The sequence below is a fragment of the Brevibacillus sp. FSL K6-0770 genome, assembly GCF_038000275.1.
In the GTDB taxonomy this organism is placed as follows: domain Bacteria; phylum Bacillota; class Bacilli; order Brevibacillales; family Brevibacillaceae; genus Brevibacillus; species Brevibacillus parabrevis.
In genome coordinates, this window is the sequence record NZ_JBBOBQ010000001.1 from 5709870 (window position 1) to 5731954 (window position 22085).

Sequence of the window (22085 nt, forward strand, 5' to 3'; positions counted from 1 at the left end):
ATCTCCACCTATCCGAGTTCTTTAAATGTCACGAGCTGTATCTGCCGTGTTTGCACGTACTCTTTTATCTCTTTTGCCGTTAAAATTTGCAGCTCCCGTGTACGCGGCAGCGCGTATGAACTGCCTGTCAAAATCGCTTCATCCAAATATGCGGGATGGGTCATCATCTCGGCCACAGAGCAGTCCGCCAGCTCCTCGACAATATCGAAGAAAGTTTGAACAGACAGGTCGTCTCCGTAAAAGCGGTGGGAAAAGCCTTCCGTGGTCAGCACATCCGGCTGCTTCTCCCTTTCCCCTGCTTGAAACCCCCACGGATTGCGCACCGGAAGCCGATATTCTTGTGCCAGGCGCAAAACGATCGGCAAAATCGCTGCATGAGCATGGACGTGATGATGACTGTCGATGTGCGTCGGGGTAAGTCCCGTCGCCAAATACTTTTCGATTTGGCTGCGCAGCTCCCTTTCTACATCCTCCGGCGACGTCGTGCCCAAATAGTCGTATCCACGGTGAAACCGCCCATGCTCATCTGTCAGGGATGGTACATCGTGGCTGACTGGAGCGCCACAGGTGAGCACCAGATGGATGCCCACCCCGAGTGTCGGCGTTTCCCTGGCCAATTGTACCGCGTGTTCGAAACCGCCCATGTTCACCATGGTCGTTGTAGAGGTGACGACGCCCGCCCGGTGCGCCTCGATGATCCCCAGATTCACCCCTTTCGAATAACCGAAATCGTCCGCATTCACAATCAGCTTCATAAAGCGCCTCTCCTCTGGTAAATTACAAGTTTACGGCTTGGTTCGAAGCGGCATTCGCCTGCTCCTCGCTCACCTTTTGTTTATCCCACAAGCGGAAGAACGGATAGTAAATCACCAACGCAATGACGAAATTCACAAGCTGGAGGACGCTGCCCGAGATTTTCCCGCCGGAAGCCAAATAGCCGCTAATAATGACAGGAGTCGTCCAGGGAACTGCCACGCCGCTTGGCTTTGCTACCCAGCCCAGTGACATCGCCACATAGCTGACAATGACCAGCACAACGGGCGCAAGAATAAACGGAATAATCAGAATCGGATTCATGACGATCGGCATCCCGAAAGTGACAGGCTCATTGATGTTAAACAAGCCTGGACCGATGGAAAGTCGGCTAATGTTTTTCATTTGCTCGCTGCGCGCACGGAACAGCATGAGCACCACGAGCGCTAAGGTCGCACCTGAGCCGCCCGCGTACACCCATAGATCAAAAAATTGGGTGGTGATGATGTTCGGCAAATCTCCATTCGGGTCCGCCTGGAACGCCGCCCGGTTTTGATCCATCAAAGTGAGCCAGATCGGGCTCATGATTCCGCCGACAATCGCCGCTCCATGCAGACCGAGCGCCCAGAGCAGATGGACGAGCAACACGCAGACAATCGCTCCAATCAAGCTGCTGCCCAATGCACTCAGCGGGCCGACCAGCAAATCTTTCACGATGTTGTGGATGCTTTCAAACGAAGTGTTTTCAATGAGGATGCGCAAGAGCCAGACGACCAGAAGCACGGCCGAAGCAGGGATCAAAGCGACAAAGGAGCGGGAGACAGCGGGAGGCACACCATCGGGCATCGACAGGACGATTTTCTTTTGAATGATCTTGCGGTAAATCTCGGTGGACAGCACCGCCAACAGCATCGCCACGAACAGCCCCTGGCTTCCCATCAAGGCGACCGGGATTACTCCGCCTACCTCTTGGGCTGCTGTAGCTCCCTCAGGGGTAAACATCGTCTTGTACGGGGTCGCGAGCAAGAAGGCAGCGACAGAAATCGCACCTGCCGACAGCGGATCAACCTTGTACTTTTCAGCCAATCGGTACGCTACTCCGAAGCTGACGATGAGCGCCATGATGTCAAACGTGGCATTCACCGGATACAAAAGCTTGGTTCGCCACAAGTCGCCAAACAGCCCAACCATGAACTCGTTGTAACCAGGGATAGGTATGAAGCCGATAATGAGAAAAAGAGACCCGATAATCAGCAAAGGCATGGTGAGAATGATCCCGTCACGAATTGCCTGCAAATGCTTCTGCTCCGCGATCCTGCCCGCCACAGGCATCACGCGGGCCTCCAGAAAAGAATTGAACCCTGCCATACGCATCCCCCTCTACTGTTTTAGACGAAGAGCAAATTCCAGCACGTTCTTCCCGTTCAGAGAACCGTAGTCAACCGTACGGATTACATCGACTGGAATCCCTCTTTCTTCCCCTACTTTTTTCATTTCCGCCAGCTTGTAGCGCACCTGAGGCCCCAGCAGGAGTACCTCGGCTTGGTCAATATGACTTTTTACGTCATCTGCTGATACCGCCCAGATTTTCACTTCCAGCCCTTTTTCCCGTGCAGCCTGCTCCATTTTTTGTACCAGCAAGCTCGTTGACATCCCAGCTGCGCAGCATAGCAAGATATTCAATATAACTTCCTCCCCTCAGTTGGTTATGTCCTTTTTCTAGAGCAAGTCGCGTGCCAAAACACCTTGTTTGTATGCGCTTTCACCAAAAAGGGCACCGTTGTCGCATTTTAAGAGTCGCAAAGTCAGCTTGCGCCAAAAGTGTTTGAATGAAAGCGCTATAGTGTTTGGAAAACAGGGACAATTTGGCAAAAAATAAAACACTAGCTACACCAGTGTTTTATTGTGTATGAAGAAATTCATAACGAAACAGACATCGTCCTCACTAAAAGTCACGTCGTATTTGTCTGCCAACGGCTGCAACTCATGGCGGATCAGGTTGTGCAGCGTGCGATTGCCCGCTAAAAATACGGCTTTGTCTGTATACGCGATGGAATGCTCTCCTGCTTTCAGCCGATCGACGAGACAACAAATGTGCAAATAGGCTCCGATTCTCGTATCAAAAGTAAGCGTGTTGCCCAGTCTTTCTTCCATGCGGGTCACACACGTCCTGACGTCATCGAGAATGTCCTGCCCTTTTACCATTTTCAGATGTTCTTTGAGCGATTGTTTCATTTTCACGTACGCTTCTTCCAGGTCGATCAGCTGCTGGATATCGGACAGCGCCTCGCCGTTCATCACATCATCCATGCTGTAGCAGCGCAAGCCGCGATCGAGCATGTAATTGCTCACGACGCACAAAACGGTCCGTTCTTCCTTGATTTTTTTCAGCCGACTTTTGGCCTGTGCTTTGTCCAGCAGTTGCAGCGGCACAAATTCCAACAGCTTTTCGTCATAGCGCAGCCGCGATTCCAGCAGTTGTTTTAAAAATAACGCGCTGCCCTCGCCCGACAGGCAGGCTGCTACAATCGTCAAAGCTGGGGACAGCTTGGCTGGCGGCTCCTTGGGCAGCTCCTCGCGATGCAGCATCGATATGCTGACGACATCGCGGTACACATCCTCCAAAGAATGTCCGAGCATGGCCTTGCGCGTCGCTTCGATGACGTGCGGGGTGCTCACCATCGGCACTACCTTTACCGGGATTCCCAGTTCCTTTTCGATCATTTCCCCAAAACCGAGCAGCGAGCCCATATCGACGAGCAAAAGCAGGCCGGATGCGCTGCCGATGTCCCGCGCTGTCTTGATCGCCTGCTCCAGCACAAGCATGGAGTCTTCTTCCAGCGGCAAGTCAATTGCCCGCGCGTATTGGGTGACAAGCAAGCGATTGGTCACGTCGACCATGGCTGTCGCGCCTCCGCTGCCGTGTGTAATGACAAGCACGCCCACGTTTTCCCGCTCCTCTTGCATGCTCTCGTCATCCAGCACGAAAAACATGGTGAGGTAGCCCGCTTCGCCAATCGGCAAGTCCATGAGCAACGCTTCCTCGATCATCCGCACGCATTCCAATGCTACAGCGAACTCTTTTTTGTACTTGAGCCGCACGCTGTTGATATGCGGATGGACGATCTGCTTCCCTTGCGACAATCGCTCCTTTGACGTCTGGATGTGCAGCGCCAGCCCGAAGATTACTTTTTGGCTCAAAATTTTCTCCAGCTTCGCTTCCGCATAGCGCACGATGTCTTCGACCAGGTGGATAATGATCGGATCAATGATACGTGCCATATCTCCTTTGTTGATTCGCTGATGAACCCCTTTGATAAAAGTCGTGAAGTAGTTTTCTATGTCAAATTCCAGCTCTTCTTCGCTGACTCCCTGATTTTGCAGCTCGTATATTTTCTGCTCGATCTTTTCATAGACGCTGTTGGCAGCATCCTCCTGCTCGCCGCCAAACCAGATGCTTTCCTCGGAGGGCTGCACGACAAAACATTTGTGCTCGGTGCCAATCAGCTCGTCCAGCTCCTGCCTGTAGTCTTTTGCCATGAGCAGTCCCTGCTTGACGTGATGGGGCACATCCTGAATGGAGATGTGCAAAACATGCTTTTTCAGGGAGATATACTCGGCATAAGCGCTGGCGCAGGTCAGCTGGATGTCGGTCTTCAGTTGTCCGATGTTGTTGGGGCAGTGATAGCAAAGAAACGCCTGCAACACACTCGCCGATATTTGAATCTCCCGGCCCAAGCGAAACGCTTCTTCACGGAAAATTTCCATGACGAGCCCGAGACGCTCCTCCATCCCCCGCTCTAGCAATGAGGGGAGCTTGATCACCATCGGTATGCGGCGCATGAACGTCTTGAGCAAGCTCGACTCCGGATTTTCGGTCGTCGCCATGACGATTTGCACCTGAGCCGTACGTTCCACTTCCGTCTCGCCCACCCGCCGGAATGTCCCTTTGTCCATGAAGGTAAAAAAGATTTCCTGGCCTTCCGCTGGCAGCCGATGAACCTCATCGAGAAACAGAATGCCGCCGTCCGCTTTTTCTACCAGGCCTTTGCGATCCATTTCCGCTCCGGTGTACGCGCCCTTTTTGACTCCGAACAATTGGCTGATCAAAAGCTGCGGATTGTTGGCGTAGTCAGCGCAGTTAAAGACGATGAAGGGCGCCCCCTTGTCCAGACGGCCGATATCTACAGCAAACTCGTGAATCATGCCCGCAAACCACGACTTGCCCACTCCCGTCTCCCCGAGAATCAGACAATGCATGCCGCGCGGCGGATACAGCACAGCCGCTTTGGCCTGCTCGATGCGCGTAATCAGGCTTTTGTTTTTCTTCGCCAGCCTGTCCAATGCGGTTTGCGCCAGGTAGAGCGAATCCTTCGCCTGTTTGACATAAAACAGGGTAGGACGCCCCTCCTCCTTTTCGATGCGGCCTTCCTTCCACAAACGGTTCAAATCACTGCTTACGTTGGCGCGGCTAAGACCCAGCAGCTCAGCCAGCTCGCTTGCACTGAGCTTTGTATCAGGACCTGAATCAAGCAGCTTCTGGTAAATGAAATCCACTCGTTTCATTGCGATCACCTGCCTCACAACTTGTCCGTTTTCATTTCAACAATATTTTGGAAAAACCTGCTTACCCATGAATATGATGGATGTACATGCCTCATCACGAAAAAACAGCCACCCTTCCAAACAGACAGGGTGGCTGTGTACAGTCGCTATACATTGACTTGCTGAATCGCTTTTCTCATGTCCAGCGTGTTGGCATTCAGGACAGCAGAAGCATCGTACACTTGCTTCATCATCTCCAGCTGCCTGTTCGTCATCGTCCGAATCTGTTCCGTCTGCTCGCTCACACCGGAAGCGATGTGCGCAATGCTGTTGACCGTAGCCGCTACTTCCTCAGACCCGGCAGACAGCTGCTCTGTCGTGACGGATACTTCCTGCACCTGCTCACTGACCAGCATGAACGCCTTGACCGCATGCAAAAACGATCGCTCTGCTTCAGTCGACAACTCTACGCCCTCTTTGATCTCTGTCGTGACCGTCTCCATCTCGACACTGATTTTCTCCGAATCTTTTCCGATGTTGCCCAACAAAGCAGTGATTTGCTGGACAGAAGCGGCCGAGGCATTCGCCAGCTTGCCTACCTCCTGCGCCACAATCGTAAAGCCGAGTCCGTGTTCGCCCGCTCTCGCCGCTTCAATCGAGGCGTTCAGCGCGAGAATTTTCGTCTGCTCCGTGAAGCCTTGGATCGTGCCTAGCACATGCTCGATTTCCTGCGAATACGCTTTCAATTTTTTGGCGATCTCATAAGTCTGCTCAGCCGAAAGCGAAATGTCTTGCATCTGCTGGCTCATCCGTTTCATTGCCGCGTCACCGGATTGGGCGATTTCCAAAGCGTGAATGGAAGCATCGGACACCGTAGCGGAAGATTCAGCGATCCGCGCTATGCCAAGTGCAATCTCTTCAATCGCATTCGCACTGTCGTCCGCGCTTTTCTTTTGCGCGTGCGCTCCGTCGTAAATGACTTTGACGCTGTCATTCATGCTCTCTCCCATCTCCAGCATCTCATCGGCACTCACTGCCAGTTCTTTCGATGAGAGGACCAAATGATCGGACGTCTTGTCCATATTCACTACCAGTCCGCGAACCCGGCTGTGCAGATGTTCGGACATCGTCAGCATAGACTGATAGACGGTGCCGATTTCATCCACGGACTTTACCGGAGAGGAACGCAAAATGACTCCGGCTGCCGCCAGATCGCCCTCAGCCAGCTTCTCCGCGCTCTCCTTGACGACATGCAACGGACGCAATGCCCGCTGGACAAACCAGACAATCGCGAGCACAGCCGCGAACATGACAACGAGCATCAGGATGTAGATCGGAACGCTTTTCCACAGCACGTTGGTCGCCAACTGCTCGTACACCTTTACATCGGTATCAATCCCCAACGCCCCGAGCACTGCACCGCTTTTGTCTTTGACAGGAACATACGCCGATATGTAAGTCCCGTACTCCGGATTTTCGATAATGGGCGAGCTTGCCTTGTTCCCCGCCATAATCGCCTTCACAGCATCTGGGGGCATATCTGTCACTTCATCAATCGGAGAAGCAGCCGGATCGTTGGGCGGACGTCCATCAATCATAATTTTCGGCACTTGATTCTCATCAAATCGTACGAAGTAGACGTAAATCGCTCCGATTTGTGTGCGGAACACATCCAGCTCCTGTCTAAGCTCCCAGTACAGGTCCGTTTCCTTCGGCTGCTTCAGAAAATCAGCATACTGCTCCGGCTTCATTTGAGCAGCATAGCTTTCTGCAATGCGCATGTTGTAATTGTTGATTCCTTCTTCAACCGCATCTCTCGTCTGCACAATCTGCGTGGCAATGTTTCCCGCAGCGACCAGAACCAAGACGGAGATGATGACACACAAAATACGAACAATCAGATGCTTTTTCATAAATGACATCATTCGTCTGCTTCTCCTCCGCGTCTCATGATCAATAAAAATGAGTTCTGTATGACTATCTGCATGAATACCATCATAGGCGATTTTTGGAATCAGGAACAGAGCATATAGTTCAAAATACCCACATCTGTCACAATTTTTTCACTCTTCCCCGCAGATCGTCTCTGTTCGCTTTTCATGGACAGTTGATTAATTTTCGTTTCATTCTCCGCAGGTACGATATAATGGTTTTATCATGACTGACAGGAGATCAAGATTGCCATGATGGTTTTCACCTTGTTCACCATGTGGGCATTGGGCCTGCTGGCTCTGTTCACCGACCCGAAACGGACGTCGATCCGCTGGGCCTGTGCCACTGCCTTTGTCGGAGGGGCTGGCTTTCTCTCTGCGGTCATCGATGAAACGATCATGCCGCTTTGGGCGGAGATGTTCACCATGACGCCTGGTACAGAACAGACCTTGCTCTTCCTCAGCCGCCTGTCGTCTTTTATTTGTCAGGTCGGACTGCCTTATTCGTTTCTCATGTTCGCCGTGCATTCGGCGGAGTTTCTTGCGCGCAGAACCAAACTCATCACGCAGTTTGCTGCGCTCTGCTTCCCGGTCTCGATGCTTGCCATTACGCCGATTCACCCGGTTTTGGCTTTTAATTACTGGATCATGGTCGCCTGGGTCATTCCTTTTTTTCTGGTTTCGTGCACGCTGCTCATCGTACAGTACCGGAGCGAGAAAGACCCGCTGGTCAAAAAGAACAGCTTTTTCACCAACGTGCTGATTATCGTCCCGCTCTTTTTCGTCTTTATTTTTATTTACGTCATGCGCATCCAAAACGATTACGAAGCCTGGCGGTACAACATGCTCGTCGTCGCCATCCAGTTCATTCTGATTGTCGCCATCAGCCTGAAATACGGGTTCCTCGGCGTCCGGCTGCGCGTAGAGAAAAGACGCCTGGACAGCACGCTGCGTGCCCTCACATCCGGTGCGCAAATCATTAATCATACGATCAAAAACGAAGCAGGAAAAATCTCCTTGTACGCGGATCGCATCGAAACGTATGCAAAGGAAACAAACCAGCCAGGCTTACAGGAAGATGCCGTAGTGCTCCTGCAATCGTCCCAGCACATGCTGGACATGATGAACCGCATCCAAACCCAGCTGCGCGACGTGGAGCTGCAAGAGTCCCCTACTGCGCCGAGCGAAATCGTCACACAAGTCATCCACAATTTGAAGCCGTACACGGAAAAATATCAGGTTCAAGTGGAAGCCGAGCTGGATGAGAGCCTTCGTCTGCGCTGCGATGCCGTGCAGCTGCGGGAAGTGTTGACCAATCTGTGCATGAACGCGATCGAAGCGATGCGCTCCGGCGGAAAGCTCCATGTGCAGCTCTTTTTGTCCAATCGGCATCTCGTCATCGCTGTCGCGGACACGGGAACAGGCATTTCCAAAGAAAATTTGCCGCATGTCCTCGATCCGTTTTTCTCTACCAAAAGAACCGGACAAAACTTCGGGCTTGGCCTGTCTTATTGCTACAATGTCATGCAAAAACATCAAGGAATGCTGGAAATATACAGCGAGCAGGGAAAAGGCACGACCGTCTTTCTGTTCTTCCCGAAAAAACGCGTCATAACACATTGATGAAAGCAGGAAGGGGGCTATCGGCATGGAAGCCATCAAAGTATTTCTCGTAGAAGATGATCCCGTCTGGCGAAAAGGTCTGATCGATTACTTGAACAAAGAGCCGGATCTGGCCGTGGTCGGCGAGGCAGGGACCAAAGCAGAAGCTGTGGAGCGGTTTTTGAACGCAGGCGCTGACATCGTCCTCATGGATATCAACCTGACCGAAAACAATCTCGATGGCATCGAAACGGCCATGGAGCTGATTTCCCTGCAAGCGGACTGTAAAATCATCATGCTGACGTCATTGACAGCCGAGGACGTCATCGTCGAGTCCTTTTCCGCTGGTGCCGTCAATTACATCAGCAAATCCAGCTTCAAGGAAATTCCCGAAGCGATCCGCGCTGCCCACAACCGCCAGTCGGCGATTCACCCGACCGCCGCAGCCGCTTTGCGCAACGAGTTTTTGCGCCTGAAAAACGAGGAGAACCAAAAGCTGCTTTCCCCGGCAGAAAAGGACATCCTCCAACTGATTCACCAAGGAAAAACCCAGACGCAAATCGAACAATCCTTGCACATCACCAAGCGCACGATCAAAAACCACATCAACCGTATCCTGAAAAAAATGGGCGTGAAAACGAGCAAGGAAGCGGCCTCCAAAGCCAGCCAAAAGAAGCTGTTCTAGGTCTTATTACCAGGTACCAATGAATGTTGGTACTTTTTTTACTTCCCCCACTCCTTACAATGAAAACATAAAGCAACGCCATTATTCCTTGTAAAGGTGTGGTCCACATGGTCCTCATTCATTCCTTCCTGAAAATGATTTTAATGCTGTGGTTTCGACCTCGCGTTCACGGACTAAACAAAATCGATCTGACGCAGCCGTCTCTGATCATTCCCAATCACGTCTCCCTGCTGGACGCGGTGCTCCTGTCGTTCTGTTTGCCAAAAGGAGCGACCTTCGTCGTCAACACGGAGATCGCCCAGCGCTTCGCCTTCTTCCTGCGCTTCCGCAAGCACATCGCCATCGATCCGCTGAACCCTTACTCGATCCGCCATATGCTGCGGGTGATCCGCAAAGGGGAGACGCTGGTGATCTTTCCGGAAGGCCGCATCACGACGACTGGCGGCCTGATGAAAATTTACAGCGGCGTAGGCTACCTCGCCATGAGAACGGGCGCGACTGTTTATCCGATCGCGATCAACGGACTGGAGCGCTCGATCTTCTCCTATCTGAAAGGCAAGCTGCGTCTCCAACTGTTTCCGACCGTCACCATGACCGTAGGCACCCCGTTCACCATCGCACGCGAAGAAAACCGTTCGATGCGCGAGCAAAAAGCAGCAGCCAATGACCTGATCCTCCGTACGTTGCAAGATGAAATTTTTCAAAGCCGAATGAAGCAAAATGTAAACCTGTTCGATGAAACGATTGCAGCCGCGCGCCTTAACGGATCAAAAATGGAAATCGCCAAAGACTTGACCACAGCGATCAACTATCGCACGTTGCTGATCGGAAGCTACTTGCTCGGCAAAAAATTGCAGCAGCCGCTGACGGGAAAACCAGTGGTCGGCGTGTTCCTCCCGAACTCGGTCGGTCACCTGATTACGTTGCTGTCCTTGTTTTCGATCGGAAAAACACCTGCAATCCTAAACTTTTCGCTCGGCATCCGCTCGCTTCTGGACTGCTGCGAGACTGCCCATATCGACACGATCCTGACATCGCGCGCCTTCATCGAAAAAGGCAAGCTGGATCACATCATCGCTGGCCTGTCGCCGAGCATGCAAGTGATTTATCTCGAAGATTTGAAAGCATCGGCGACCGCTTTTGACAAACTGGCTGCCTTTGGCTCCTATCTGACTGGCAAAAAAGCGGCGCACGGCGCCAATGAGCTGATCCTGTTCACTTCCGGCAGCGAAAGCAAGCCAAAAGGCGTCGTGCTGACGCACACCAACCTGTATGCGAATATCCAGCAGGTGACCAGCATGATCGACATTACGAGCCGCGACAAGTTTTTCAATGCATTGCCGATGTTCCACAGCTTCGGCTTGACTGCCGGCACGCTTTTGCCAGTCGTCAAAGGGATTCCCGTCTACTTGTACCCTAGCCCGCTGCACTACAAGGCGATTGCGGAGCTGGTGTACGACCAGAACGCGACGATTTTGTTCGGCACCTCGACGTTTATGGCAGGCTACGGACGAATGGCGCACCCGTATAACTTTTACTCGCTGCGCTATGTGTTCGCCGGAGCGGAAAAACTGAAAGACGATGTTCGCAAGCTGTGGATGGAGAAATTCGGCGTGCGGATTTTTGAAGGGTACGGGGCAACCGAAACGGCGCCGATTCTCGCTCTGAACACCCCGCTGGCGAACAAACCCGGTACGGTGGGACGCTTGGTGCCTGGCATGTCGTATCGCCTCGATCCTGTCGCCGGAATCGACGCAGGCGGAGAGCTGCTCGTCAAAGGCCCGAACGTCATGAAAGGCTACCTGATCCACGGAAAAGGCTTCGTTCCGGCAGAAGAGTGGTATCACACCGGAGATTTGGTGACAGCCGACCAGGAAGGTTTTCTCAGCATCCAGTCCAGACTGAAACGCTTCGCCAAGATCGGCGGCGAAATGGTCTCGCTGAATCTGATTGAAGAATTGGCGATGCAATGCTTTGGACATTCCGGCTTCGCTGCGATTACCGTCAATGATCAGCGAAAAGGCGAGCGCGTCCTGCTGTTTACGACAGACGAAAATGTGGCGCTCGGTCAACTGCGCTCGTATTTGACCGAAAAGCAATACTCGCCACTGCTCATCCCTGGCACCATGCAGTTCATCAAGACATTGCCGCTGCTCGGGAGCGGGAAAACCGATTACGTCAGTCTGAAGCAACTCGCAGAAAGTGGAGGAAACTGATGTGAAAACGCGACTACAACCATTGCAAGCTCTGTATTTCACGCAATTCCTTTCGGCTTTTGCAGACAACATGATTTTGTTTGTCATCGCCAACTTGTTGCGGGAGAACGGTTTTTCTCCCGCGATGCTCGCACTCGTATCGATTTCCTTTTTTCTGCCTTACGTATTTCTGGCTCCGCTCGTCGGACCTTTTGCCGACAAACATGCCAAATCGTTTGTCCTGGTGATCGGGAACTTGATCAAAGCACTCGGCGTCGTACTCTTGTTTGTGATCGATCATTCGAGCATTTTGCTGTTGATGCTCAGTTACTTTACGGTAGGCGTGGGAGCCGTCGTATACTCGCCTGCCAAGTACGGCATTTTGCCAGAGCTGACGCGCAATGAAAATGAGTTGTTCCAGGCCAATGCGCGCATCGAAGCGTATACGATCGTCGCCATTTTGACCGGAATCGGCGGAGGCGGAGCGATTGCCTCCACGACCGCACCGCTCTTGTCGTCGAGCATCTGTCTCGCTCTCTACTTGCTGTCACTGGGCATGACCTTTTTCATCCCGCGCATCAAAGGAAACAGCCTGATTCGATACGGTGCGGAAGCTCGCCGCTTTTTCATCGACTTCCAGCACTTGATGAACCGCCCGGAAACGAGCTTTTCTTTGATCGGCACAGGGGCGTTCTGGATGAGTTCCGCTGTCCTGCGGGTAGCTGTACTGGCCTGGATTCCCGTCGCTCTCGGGATCAATCCGCAAAGCTTCTCCGTCTCGCTGATTTTGGCTACGACTTCCATCGGCATCATCATCGGCGCGTTTCTCGCACCGAAGCTGATTCCGCTGTCCCGCTTCACGCGCTCGGTCGGTTACGGCTTCGGCATGTTTCTCATCATCGTGCTGTTCCCGTGGATTCACGTAATCGGCATCGCCATCTCCCTGCTGCTTTTGGTCGGGTTCATGGGAGGAGTATTCATCATTCCGATGAACACCGTCCTGCAAGAAGAAGGCAAAAAGATGGTCGGCTCCGGGAAAACCATCGCCATTCAAAATTTTATCGAGAATTTCCTGATGGCAGCTGGCTCGGGAATTTACTACCTGATTGTTTACCTCGGCGCTTCCATCTCCGCAGCGATTGTCGGCCAAGGCTTGCTGCTGCTCGTATTCCTGCTGTACCTGGTGAAGCATCGCAAGCGAATCGTCGGTTAGTCGATTAGTTCCTGAAAAAGCTGCGAAAAGAAGACCGCCTGAACAGCAAAAAGCCGTGACTGTAAGCGTCACGGCTTTTTTGGTGCGGTTCGAGACCAAGCTGCGTTATTTCTTCTGTTGCGTAGTCGTCGCAGGGGCGGCAGGGGTTGCCGGGGTTGCTTGCGCTTCCTTGGCCGCCGCTGCTTTTCTCGTTTCGTTCAGCAGGCGATAAAACTCGCCTTTTGTTTTCACGTTCGCGAACTTCGCTGCGTCGACTTTTACCTTCGCTGTCAGTTCCGCGATTTCTTCTTTGGTCACCGCATCTTTGATGTTGATCGAAGCGATATTGGTGTATTTGCCGTCTTCTGTTTTCGGAACGCTCAGGACGCCAGCATTGATCAGCTCTACTACGTCTTTGCGCTCAGGAGCAGAGGTGTCGACGCCGATGATCTTCCAGTTGTTTTGCACTTTTGGCTCATATACGCCTTTTTTCACTTCTTGCAAGTACGCGATAGCGCGGTTGCGGATTGTTCCGCCTGTTTCTCCAAAAGCATCATTTGCTTTGGACGTCCACAACTGATCGAACTTGCGTCCTTCCAGCGCGCCGCCTTTTGCTTGCAGGGCTTCCATCCGGTACGCATTCATGCCGAGCTTCAAGCTGTCCTCTGGCTTGATTGGTGTTCCGTCGAGCTTGCGCAAGTTGGTGATGCGGCTGCCGTATGGCTTGGTCAGGTCAATCTCGTATTTCACGCCGCCGAAGAAGTCGTTGGTGCTGTATTTGGAAGCGCGGCGTTTCGGGTCAAAGCTGACAGTTACGTCGCCAGGACGAGTGGAATTGAAGTAGCCTACTGCCCACTCCATGTAATCTTTCAAATCTTTTCCGGTCACTTTGTATACTGTGATTTCGCCGAATGTGTACTGATAGTTGTAGGCGATGTCTTTTTTCTTGATCGGGCCGACATCGAGCTTGGCCTTGTCGTTGTCGATCTGGTGGGCGACGACATCTGCCTTGCTGTAGTAGAGCATCACTTCGTGGAAGAAGTCGGACAGTGGCGTCTCCTGAATTTGCACAGTCGGGATGCCTTCTACCTCGTTTTTCGGCACCAGGTTCATGCCTTTCAACTCGGCAACAACGATGTTCGCATCTGCGCGGGCAAACTCGTGGAACGGCTTGAGCTTCGTTTCCAGCTCTGGATCGGAAACAGCCGGAGTGCCGTCAGCGCCTTTTACAGGCAAAGCAGTCGCTTCCTTGCTGGTCAGCACAACTTTGCCGTCTTTCTTTTCAAAAGTCAGGTCAATGCGCGACAGGTGCGTACCGTATTTGTCCGGCTCGGAAATCAGCACACCGTTAATTTCTTCTTTTTTCACCAGTTTGTGCATGTGGCCCGCAAAAATGGCGGTCAGCTCCGGTACGGCGTTGGCGATATCGGCTACGCCTGTGCCTGGAATGCCGTTTTCGTTCTCGATGCCCATATGCATGACGCCGATCATGACGTCTACTTTGCCTTGCAGTTCTTTTACGGCTTTCTTCGTTTCTTCTACCGGATTTTTGACCACGAGGCCATCCAGATGGTCGGTGCCTTTTTCAAAATCGGTAATCATTGGCGTGTTCATGCCGATCAGACCGATTTTTACGCCTGCGCGCTCTACGATCGTATAAGCAGGCAAGAAACGCTCGCCATTTTCTTTGTAGATGTTGCCTGCGAGAACTGCCCCTTTATACTGGCCGCTGATCTTGTCCAGCACATCCAGCCCGAAGTTGAACTCGTGGTTGCCAAACGCCCAGGCGTCGTAGTTCATTTCGTTCATGGCGACCATCATCGGCGACTGCGGCTGGTCGTTGAACAGTTCAGCGGAGTTGTCTTGTATCGAATCACCTGCATCGACCAGCACGGTGTTCGGATTTTCTTTGCGAATGTCCTTGATCATGGTGAACAGCTGCGTCAGGCTGCCGTTTGTATTCGGGCCGTCGAGCGCATAATCCCATGGCATGAAGCGGCCGTGGATGTCAGATGTGCCCAACAGCGTGATTTTGGTCGGCGCTTCCGCCGCTTTTGTCGGTGCAGCGATTCCCGCCAAGGCACTGCCCAGCACCATTGTGGTCATCGCTACGCTCATCAAGCTTTTTGCCAGTAAAGCTACCTTCTTTTTCATAGTTTCCCCTCTGTTTCTCTCATTCTGTCAGATCCCGTGCGCTGGTAAAGCTTTTCGCTCCTCCTGTTCTCTATTCTAAGAAAATTTTGGCTTTCTCTCTAACTATAGCAGGCAGTGCCGGCGAATGGGACGATTTTTGCTGATTCTCCCCACAAAAAAGCCGCGACAAAAGAAGTCACGGCTTGACGGCAGCGTAGTTTTGCAAGCACTCAAGGAAGAGCTGCCCGTACTTGTCGAATTTGGATTCGCCCACACCTTTGATCTTGAGCATGGCCTGTTTGTCAGTCGGGCAAAGGCTGCTCATTTCCTTCAAAGTGCTGTCGTGGAAAATGACGTACGGCGGCACGCCTTCTTTTTGCGAGATTTCTTTGCGCAGCGTTCGCAGCTGTTCGAACAGCTCGTCATCTTCCGTAAGCGCAACCGGACGGATCGAGATTTTTTGCACGACGCGCTCTTCGCCCATCAAAACGGGCAATGCCCGCTCTCCCAGCTTGACGATCGGGTATTGGCTCTCTGTCACCTGCAAGTACCCTTCCGCGATCAGCAGCTGGATCAGGTCGGCAATTTCTTTTTCCTTGTACTCCTTCATCAGACCGTACGTGGGAAGCTGATCGAATTGGAGCTGGGTCACCTTTTTGTTTTTCGAGCCTTTGAGCACCTGTGCGACCAGTGCCGCGCCGAAGCGTTCCCGCATGCGCTTCACGCAGGAAAAGATTTTTTGCGCTTCGAGCGTGATGTCGCTCAGCTCTGTCTCATCGGTGCAGTTGTGGCAGCGGCCGCACTCCGGGGCATCAGCTTCCCCGAAATACTGCACGATATACTGCTGCAAACACCTCGGCGTCCGGCAGTAATCGACCATGGCGTAGAGCTTTTTGTACTCGTGATCCTTGCGCTCGTCCGTCAGTTGGTTTTGCTCAATGAAAAACGACTGGGTCTGAATATCCTGCGGCTGGTACAGCAAAATGCACTCGCTCGGCTCGCCGTCACGCCCGGCGCGCCCGGCCTCCTGATAGTACGCCTCCAGGTTTTTCGGCATGTTGTAATGAATGACATAGCGCACGTTGGACTTGTCGATTCCCATTCCGAACGCATTGGTGGCAACCATCGTGCGAACGTCGTCGAACAGGAAAGCCTCCTGATTGGCAGCACGCTCTTCCTCTGACAGTCCGGCGTGGTATTTGGTGACCGGAAAGCCGCGCTTTGCCAGATCGGCATGAAGGGCATCGACGTCTTTTCTCGTCGCAGCGTAAATAATTCCGGCCTGCTGTCTGTTCGCCTTCAAATAAGATTGGATGAACTCGCGGCGATTTTCCCCTTTGCGCACGGACAGGATGAGGTTGTCCCTGCCAAAGCCCGTGATGAAAAGCCGCTCGTCTGCAAGCGACAGCTGGCGCTTGATATCAGCGGTTACTTCCGGTGTCGCTGTCGCAGTCAAGGCAGCGACGATCGGACGCTCTGGCAGCGTGTCCAAAAAACGGGCGATTTCCAGATAGCTTGGGCGGAAATCATGCCCCCACTGGGAGACACAGTGCGCCTCATCGACAGCGATGAAGGAGATCGGCATATTCCGGATCAGTTGTTGAAACGATTCCGATTCGAGCCGTTCCGGGGCAATGTAGAGCAGCTTGTATTCGCCACGCGCAGCCATCCGCAGTCGCTCCCGCACCTCGCTGTAATCGAGCGAGCTGTTGATTTGCGTAGCGGCAATCCCCATGCTGACCAGTACGTCAACCTGATCCTTCATCAAGGAAATGAGCGGCGAGATGACGATGGTTACCCCGTCAAAAAGCATCGCCGGAACCTGGTAGCAGATTGATTTTCCCCCGCCCGTCGGCATGATGCCTACCGTGTCGTGTCCTTCCAGGAGGCTTTCGATAATTTTCTTTTGTCCCTCGCGAAATGTTTCGTAGCCAAAGTATTTTTGCAAAACTTCTTGCGCTTTATGCAGCAAAGAGAATCACCTTCTCTTTCGATAGAATAGGTCGTAGCTTTCAACTAATTATTAGTGTAAACATAGGCGTTGGGACAAAACAAGGGGAACTGTCAGCATAAAAAAGAGCACCTCGGCGGGTGCTCATGATACTGATCATCCATTTGCGTTTCATGCACTTTCCCCTGCTCTCCGTTGCCGCACCATATACTCCCATTCGTATTCCTTGAACAAAAGCAAGCTGGTCAAGCTTTGTTGCCTGGTTTGGGTGCGAAAAGACAGCTGTTCGTACAATTGCTTGGCACGCTGGTTTTTCCCGGAGACATGCAAACTGAGCTGATCCAGTTGCGGGCGGTCTTGCCATTCATTCAACGCCCATTGCATCAAAAGTTTGCCGACTCCCTTCCCCTGATGCAGCGGGTGGACAGCCACATCGGCAATATAGCACTCGCCCACTTTCAACTGATGGGTGAGACAGTACAGGCCGATAGTCAGCTTCAATAGCTGCCATTTCCCGAATGTTTTGAACTCATCCCACGGAGGAAACAGATTTTCTTGCTTCGCTTCCTCGGCGGTCTTCCATTTGAGCGAGAGCGTCCCGACAACCTCTCCGTTTTGAACGGCAACGGCTCGCTGACTTGCCGGTTCATCGGGAAAATGATGGAGCAAAATTTCAAAGCACCGCGCCAACTCACTGTCGCTCATTTTGGTTAATGGCTGAAACTTGTTGCGAAAGCTCTCAACAAGCAGACGGCTGACTGGTTGATTGTACTTCGCCTGCATCGGTTCCAGCGTGATCGGTGAGACATTCATGATGCCTGCACCTCCTTTTTACAAGTCAGCAGCGTCCAGCAGTACCCGCAGCTCGTAATGCAAGTGCTGGCCGCTGAACAAAGACAAATACGATTTTTCAATCAGCACAAGCGGTCCGGTCGCGACGAGAGATTGAGCCGCCAGATACTCGTAAAAGCGCTCGATCAACTGGTCGGTTGCCGCATCGCCATTCGCCAGCCCTTGAAAAGTCAGGTATGAGCCGCCAGGCAACGTAATGTTTCCAGACTCCGGCGCTTCCAGACACAAGGACACCGTTCCCGAACCGTCGTACAAATAGTGGACGTCTGTCTCGAACAGGTCTGGCACCAGCCTGGCCTGTTCAGCGAGTTGTCTCGCCTGAATGTGTGTCTGTTCGTCCATTTCCAGCCAGCGCATGAGACGGACAGGTTCGTACCGCTTTATTTGAAAGGAATCGGGCCGACTCGCAAAATCATGCTGCTCTCGCAATACTTTTTGAATGAATGCTTGCAGTTCCAAAAGCTTGCGAATTTGCGCGTTCGTTTCCAGCAACGACTGGCGGAGCAACTGCTGATATTGATCTGTGGTGAAAGCTGTCAGGCAATCCTTGATGGCAGATACGGATACCCCCAGTCTGCGCAACAGCAAGATGTGAGACAGCTCGTAAATCTGCTCGATGCTGTACATTCTGTACTGGTTGTCATCGATATAGGCAGGCTGGAAAATGCCTTTCTCTTCAAAATAGCGAATTTGATGCACAGACACATTCATAATGCGCGCCAGCTCGCTGATTGTGATTTCATTTTTCATGCAACACCACTCCCGGCCAGGATTACCTTAACCTTACACCTTAGGTCAGACCTAAGGTCAACGGCTTTTTGCCTGATCGGTTAATTTCTTGTGGAATGAACAGCCACGGAGCTTCTCCTGTTTTGGACACGCGGAAAAAAGGCCAGCCGCACCAGCCTGTACATGACATAACCCAAAAACCCTCCTGACGTGTTCAGCAAAAGGTCGTCGACGTCAAATGTCCCGCAACTCATGACCAGCTGAGTTGTCTCCAGCAGCAGGCTCAGCAAGAACGAGAGCCACACGACTTTTCCCATTCCGCTCGCCTTTTTGGCAAACAAAAGCGGCAGTAAAAAACCGAACGGCATAAAAGCCACTATGTTTCCAGCAAAGTTCACCAGACTGTGCCCGCTGCGATGTTGCTGAATCGCGTGCAAATAGCTTTGGATTTCATGAAAAGGCACCAAATTGGCTCGCGTGTGAAAACGCTCCAAAATGGCTCCGGGGTCGCTACGCACAATCTCCCATTGCGCTGTCAGCAGCTCTCTGTCCAGGCTGCCGAATTTGAACAGCAATATTTTGACCACCAAAAACAAATACAGGGCGAACACGATATAGCCAACGATGGTCACCAGCCCCAGCGGGTTACCCTTTTTTTCGGTCTGACTCAAGGTCGAATCCCCTCTCCAACAACTTCTTCGTCTCCGTAAAACGAATCGCCTCATTTTCTGCGCCCATCACTACGGAGATCAAGCGTTTATCGCCTTGTTTGGCGGTTCCGGTGAAACAGTAGCCTGCCTGATCGGTGAAGCCCGTTTTCAGCCCGTCCAGTCCGAGCACGCTCATCGAATGGTCGTCTGCTTGCACCATCAGATTGGTGTTTTTCACTCTTTCTCCTGTTGTAAGCCGCACAGACGGCTGCGCGGTCAAATCCACAATCTCGGGAAAATCCCGGATCAAATAGTAAGCGAGCATTCCCACGTCTCTCGCTGTCATTTCGTTTTGTCCATAATCATAATCCAGTCCGGTCGCATTCACAAATGACGAGGCTGTCAAACCAAGCTCCGCCGCTTTCAAATTCATCTGCTCGGCAAAGGCCGGGGTGCTGCCTGCCAAATATTCGCCAATCGCCACTGCCGCATTGTTCGCTGAGCCGACTGCCATGGCTTCGTACAAGTCTTTCAACGGATAGCTGCGCCCCGGCTCAAGACTGACTCTCGCTCCCTCGGCGCTGGCAGCATTGACGGAAACAGGCACCTCGTCTTCCCACGTTACCCGCTGTTCCCGGATCGCTGCGAGCAGCAGGTACTCGGTCATCATTTTGGACATACTCGCCACCGGATATGCTGTATCGGCGTCTTGCGCATACAGGACTTCGCCTGTCTGACTATCGATCAGGATGGCTGCCCGCGCATCTACATTGGCGTCCAGCACCCGCAAATTCCCCAAGACTTGATTAAGCCGCAGGTCAGCCTCTGCGGAAATCGTATCGCGAAAAAACGCAATTCCGACCACCAGAGCCACCAACAACAGCAGCAAATTGCCTCTCCTCATAAAAAAAGCCCTCCTTGCCCACATGACACGTTCTACATCCATGCTGATAAGGATAGGCTTTCAGATTAAAAAAAATCGCAACCAATGGTAAAGAAAGAGTAAAGGATTTATAACGTTCCGCTTATAGTGCGGGGAAGCCATACGGTGAACGTCGTCCACTCCGGCGTGCTCTCCACAGAAATCGTGCCCTGGTGCAAGTCGATAATGCTTTTGGCGATGGCGAGTCCAAGACCTGATCCGCCTGTTTCTTTGGAGCGCGAGCCTTCCACGCGAAAAAACCGTTCAAACAAGCTCGGCAAATACTCAGCCGGGATGGGCGCCCCGTTGTTGGCAACGGTAATAGCCACTCCCCGCCCCTCAACAAATACGCGCACGAGAATGTCCGTACCGTCACGCCCGTATTTTACCGCGTTGGAAATGAGATTTTCCAACACGCGCACGAGCTTGTCGGTGTCTCCGGTCATTTCGATTTTTTGATCCGGCGTATCGACGTGCAGAGACAGCCCCGCTTCCTGCGCGTCGATGCGAAAACCGACCGATACTTGCTCGACCAGCTCGACCAGATCAAATTGCGTGTGGCTCACATGCGCTCCTCTGTTTCGCACCTTGGTATATTCAAACAGATCGTTGACCAGCACGTTCATCTGTTTGGCCTTTTCATAAGCGATATGGGCGTACTGCTTGATCTGCTGTTCGTCCGTGTACTTGTTCTGCTCGATCAGCCCCAAATATCCAATAATCGAAGTCAACGGAGTGCGCAGGTCGTGGGAAACGTTGGTCACCAGATCATCTTTGGACTGCTCCAGCCGCCGCTCCTCCTCCATCGCATCGCGCGTGCTTTTCACCAGCGCATGAATGCTGTCCACGACATTCCCCAAATTGCCTTCGGGGCGTATGGAAATAACGTGCTCATAGTTTCCTTTGGCAATGTAGTGCAGCTCGGAAATAATTTGCTCCATCTGCTTTTGCTCGACGTATTTGCGAATACGGACGATCGTCCAGGCGGCAAACAAGCCTGTCGCCAAGAGAATGATCGGGATTTTGAAAGAATCTGTCCCGAATGTGCGTCTCAGCATCCAGACGTACTCTTTGATCTGGGGGATGCTGTACAAATATTTGTTGGCGAAATAAGCGGCTGTCTGGAACAGGGCGTAAAAAATCAGCAAGCTGAGCAACAGATCGACGAGAATGCGAAAAAAATACTTGGTACTAAGCTTCAATTTTATAGCCCACCCCCCAGACCGTTTGGATCACCTTCTCGCCCTTCGTCGCTTTCTCCAGCTTCTCCCGCAAGTTGCTGATGTGCACCATGACGGTTTTGTAGGACACGTAGTTCTCCATTTTCCAGCAGCGGTCGAAAATTTCTTCGGAAGAAAATACCCGGTTGGGGTGGCTCGCCAGCAAAAACAGCACGGAAAATTCGAGCGCCGTCAGCTTGATCGGGATGCCGTCCTTCGTCTGGACGACATGGCTTTGCTTGTCGATAATAAGCGGTCCCGCCTCGATCACATGGTCTTGTTTTTGCTGCTGCACGTAGTTCGCCCGCCGCAGGAGCGACTTCACCCGCGCAATGACCTCCAGCGGATTGAACGGCTTGACGACATAGTCGTCGGCTCCCGTCATCAGTCCCATGATTTTATCCATGTCGTTCGTCTTGGCGCTGGCCATCAAGATCGGGATGGTGGAATTTTTGCGTATGCGTTTTGTCACTTCCAGCCCATCGATATTGGGCATCATCACGTCCAAAATGACGAGATCCATGCTTTTTTGCGCCAGCTTTTCCAGCGCCTGCAAGCCGTCGTAGGCTTTTTCGATTTCGTAGCCTTCGTTGCCCAAATAAATCGCCAGCAAGTCCACAATTTCCTTGTCGTCATCTACGATCAAAATTCTCATTGTCCGCACCTCCGCACGAATCCGAGTCGTTACTGACCACTATAGCAAAAATGTTTAAAGAAAAGCTAAA

Annotated in this window: 17 protein-coding genes; 4 read left to right on the top strand and 13 right to left on the bottom strand. The window is 52.3% G+C overall.

All coding sequences use genetic code 11. The annotated features are described in order from the left end of the window. Positions 1 to 8: 8 nt before the first annotated feature. From chbG to NST23_RS27150, 5 genes are all read right to left on the bottom strand, one after another. The gene (gene chbG, locus NST23_RS27130; protein WP_217022063.1) at positions 9 to 755 is read right to left on the bottom strand and encodes a chitin disaccharide deacetylase; all 747 of its coding nucleotides are present in this window, start codon (positions 753 to 755) and stop codon (positions 9 to 11) included. Between the two features lie 22 nt (positions 756 to 777). Continuing rightward, on the bottom strand, positions 778 to 2121 hold the full coding sequence (gene celB / locus NST23_RS27135; protein ID WP_370641087.1) for a PTS cellobiose transporter subunit IIC: 1344 nt from the start codon (positions 2119 to 2121) through the stop codon (positions 778 to 780). Between the two features lie 12 nt (positions 2122 to 2133). Then, positions 2134 to 2436 (bottom strand): PTS sugar transporter subunit IIB, encoded by a 303-nt coding sequence (locus tag NST23_RS27140; RefSeq protein ID WP_063228821.1) that lies wholly within the window; start codon positions 2434 to 2436, stop codon positions 2134 to 2136. Positions 2437 to 2640: 204 nt separating this feature from the next. Further along, complete coding sequence (locus tag NST23_RS27145) at positions 2641 to 5319, bottom strand: sigma-54-dependent transcriptional regulator (protein ID WP_340964992.1); 2679 nt, start codon at positions 5317 to 5319, stop codon at positions 2641 to 2643. A 146-nt stretch (positions 5320 to 5465) separates the two neighbouring features. Continuing rightward, positions 5466 to 7223 carry a methyl-accepting chemotaxis protein gene (locus tag NST23_RS27150; protein WP_122962451.1) on the bottom strand — a complete coding sequence of 586 codons (1758 nt, stop codon included), beginning with the start codon at positions 7221 to 7223 and terminating at the stop codon, positions 5466 to 5468. Between the two features lie 258 nt (positions 7224 to 7481). On the opposite strand from NST23_RS27150, the gene NST23_RS27155 reads away from it, so the two are divergent. From NST23_RS27155 to lplT, 4 genes are all read left to right on the top strand, one after another. Continuing rightward, entirely contained in the window at positions 7482 to 8852 is a 1371-nt protein-coding gene (locus tag NST23_RS27155) for a sensor histidine kinase (RefSeq protein WP_122962450.1), read from the top strand. A 25-nt stretch (positions 8853 to 8877) separates the two neighbouring features. After that, positions 8878 to 9516, top strand: coding sequence for a response regulator (locus NST23_RS27160; RefSeq protein ID WP_173596295.1), 639 nt, complete (start codon positions 8878 to 8880; stop codon positions 9514 to 9516). 107 nt (positions 9517 to 9623) lie between these two features. After that, positions 9624 to 11732, top strand: coding sequence for an AMP-binding protein (locus NST23_RS27165; RefSeq protein WP_173596294.1), 2109 nt, complete (start codon positions 9624 to 9626; stop codon positions 11730 to 11732). A 1-nt stretch (position 11733) separates the two neighbouring features. Next, positions 11734 to 12924 carry a lysophospholipid transporter LplT gene (gene lplT, locus NST23_RS27170; protein ID WP_122962447.1) on the top strand — a complete coding sequence of 397 codons (1191 nt, stop codon included), beginning with the start codon at positions 11734 to 11736 and terminating at the stop codon, positions 12922 to 12924. Positions 12925 to 13029: 105 nt separating this feature from the next. Here the strand turns inward: lplT and NST23_RS27175 are convergent, their stop codons facing one another. The 8 genes from NST23_RS27175 to NST23_RS27210 all read right to left on the bottom strand — a co-directional run bounded on the left by NST23_RS27175 (position 13030) and on the right by NST23_RS27210 (position 22024). Beyond that, a complete protein-coding gene (locus NST23_RS27175; RefSeq protein WP_371736930.1) occupies positions 13030 to 15000 on the bottom strand; it encodes a bifunctional metallophosphatase/5'-nucleotidase in 1971 nt (656 codons plus the stop codon). A 232-nt stretch (positions 15001 to 15232) separates the two neighbouring features. Beyond that, the gene (gene recQ, locus NST23_RS27180) at positions 15233 to 17008 is read right to left on the bottom strand and encodes a DNA helicase RecQ (protein WP_122962445.1); all 1776 of its coding nucleotides are present in this window, start codon (positions 17006 to 17008) and stop codon (positions 15233 to 15235) included. A 150-nt stretch (positions 17009 to 17158) separates the two neighbouring features. Next, positions 17159 to 17800, bottom strand: a complete 642-nt coding sequence (locus NST23_RS27185; protein ID WP_340964994.1) for a GNAT family N-acetyltransferase — start codon at positions 17798 to 17800, stop codon at positions 17159 to 17161. A gap of 18 nt (positions 17801 to 17818) precedes the next feature. Next, positions 17819 to 18589 (bottom strand): MerR family transcriptional regulator, encoded by a 771-nt coding sequence (locus tag NST23_RS27190; protein ID WP_340964997.1) that lies wholly within the window; start codon positions 18587 to 18589, stop codon positions 17819 to 17821. An 80-nt stretch (positions 18590 to 18669) separates the two neighbouring features. Next, positions 18670 to 19239 (bottom strand): VanZ family protein, encoded by a 570-nt coding sequence (locus NST23_RS27195; protein WP_242773647.1) that lies wholly within the window; start codon positions 19237 to 19239, stop codon positions 18670 to 18672. Continuing rightward, positions 19214 to 20122, bottom strand: a complete 909-nt coding sequence (locus NST23_RS27200; RefSeq protein ID WP_173599556.1) for a D-alanyl-D-alanine carboxypeptidase family protein — start codon at positions 20120 to 20122, stop codon at positions 19214 to 19216. Before NST23_RS27200 ends, NST23_RS27195 begins: the two co-directional genes overlap by 26 nt. Before the next feature lie 107 nt (positions 20123 to 20229). Next, entirely contained in the window at positions 20230 to 21342 is a 1113-nt protein-coding gene (locus NST23_RS27205; RefSeq protein ID WP_122962440.1) for a sensor histidine kinase, read from the bottom strand. Beyond that, entirely contained in the window at positions 21332 to 22024 is a 693-nt protein-coding gene (locus tag NST23_RS27210) for a response regulator transcription factor (RefSeq protein ID WP_370641088.1), read from the bottom strand. The genes NST23_RS27205 and NST23_RS27210 overlap by 11 nt, the downstream gene beginning before the upstream one ends. Positions 22025 to 22085: the final 61 nt, after the last annotated feature.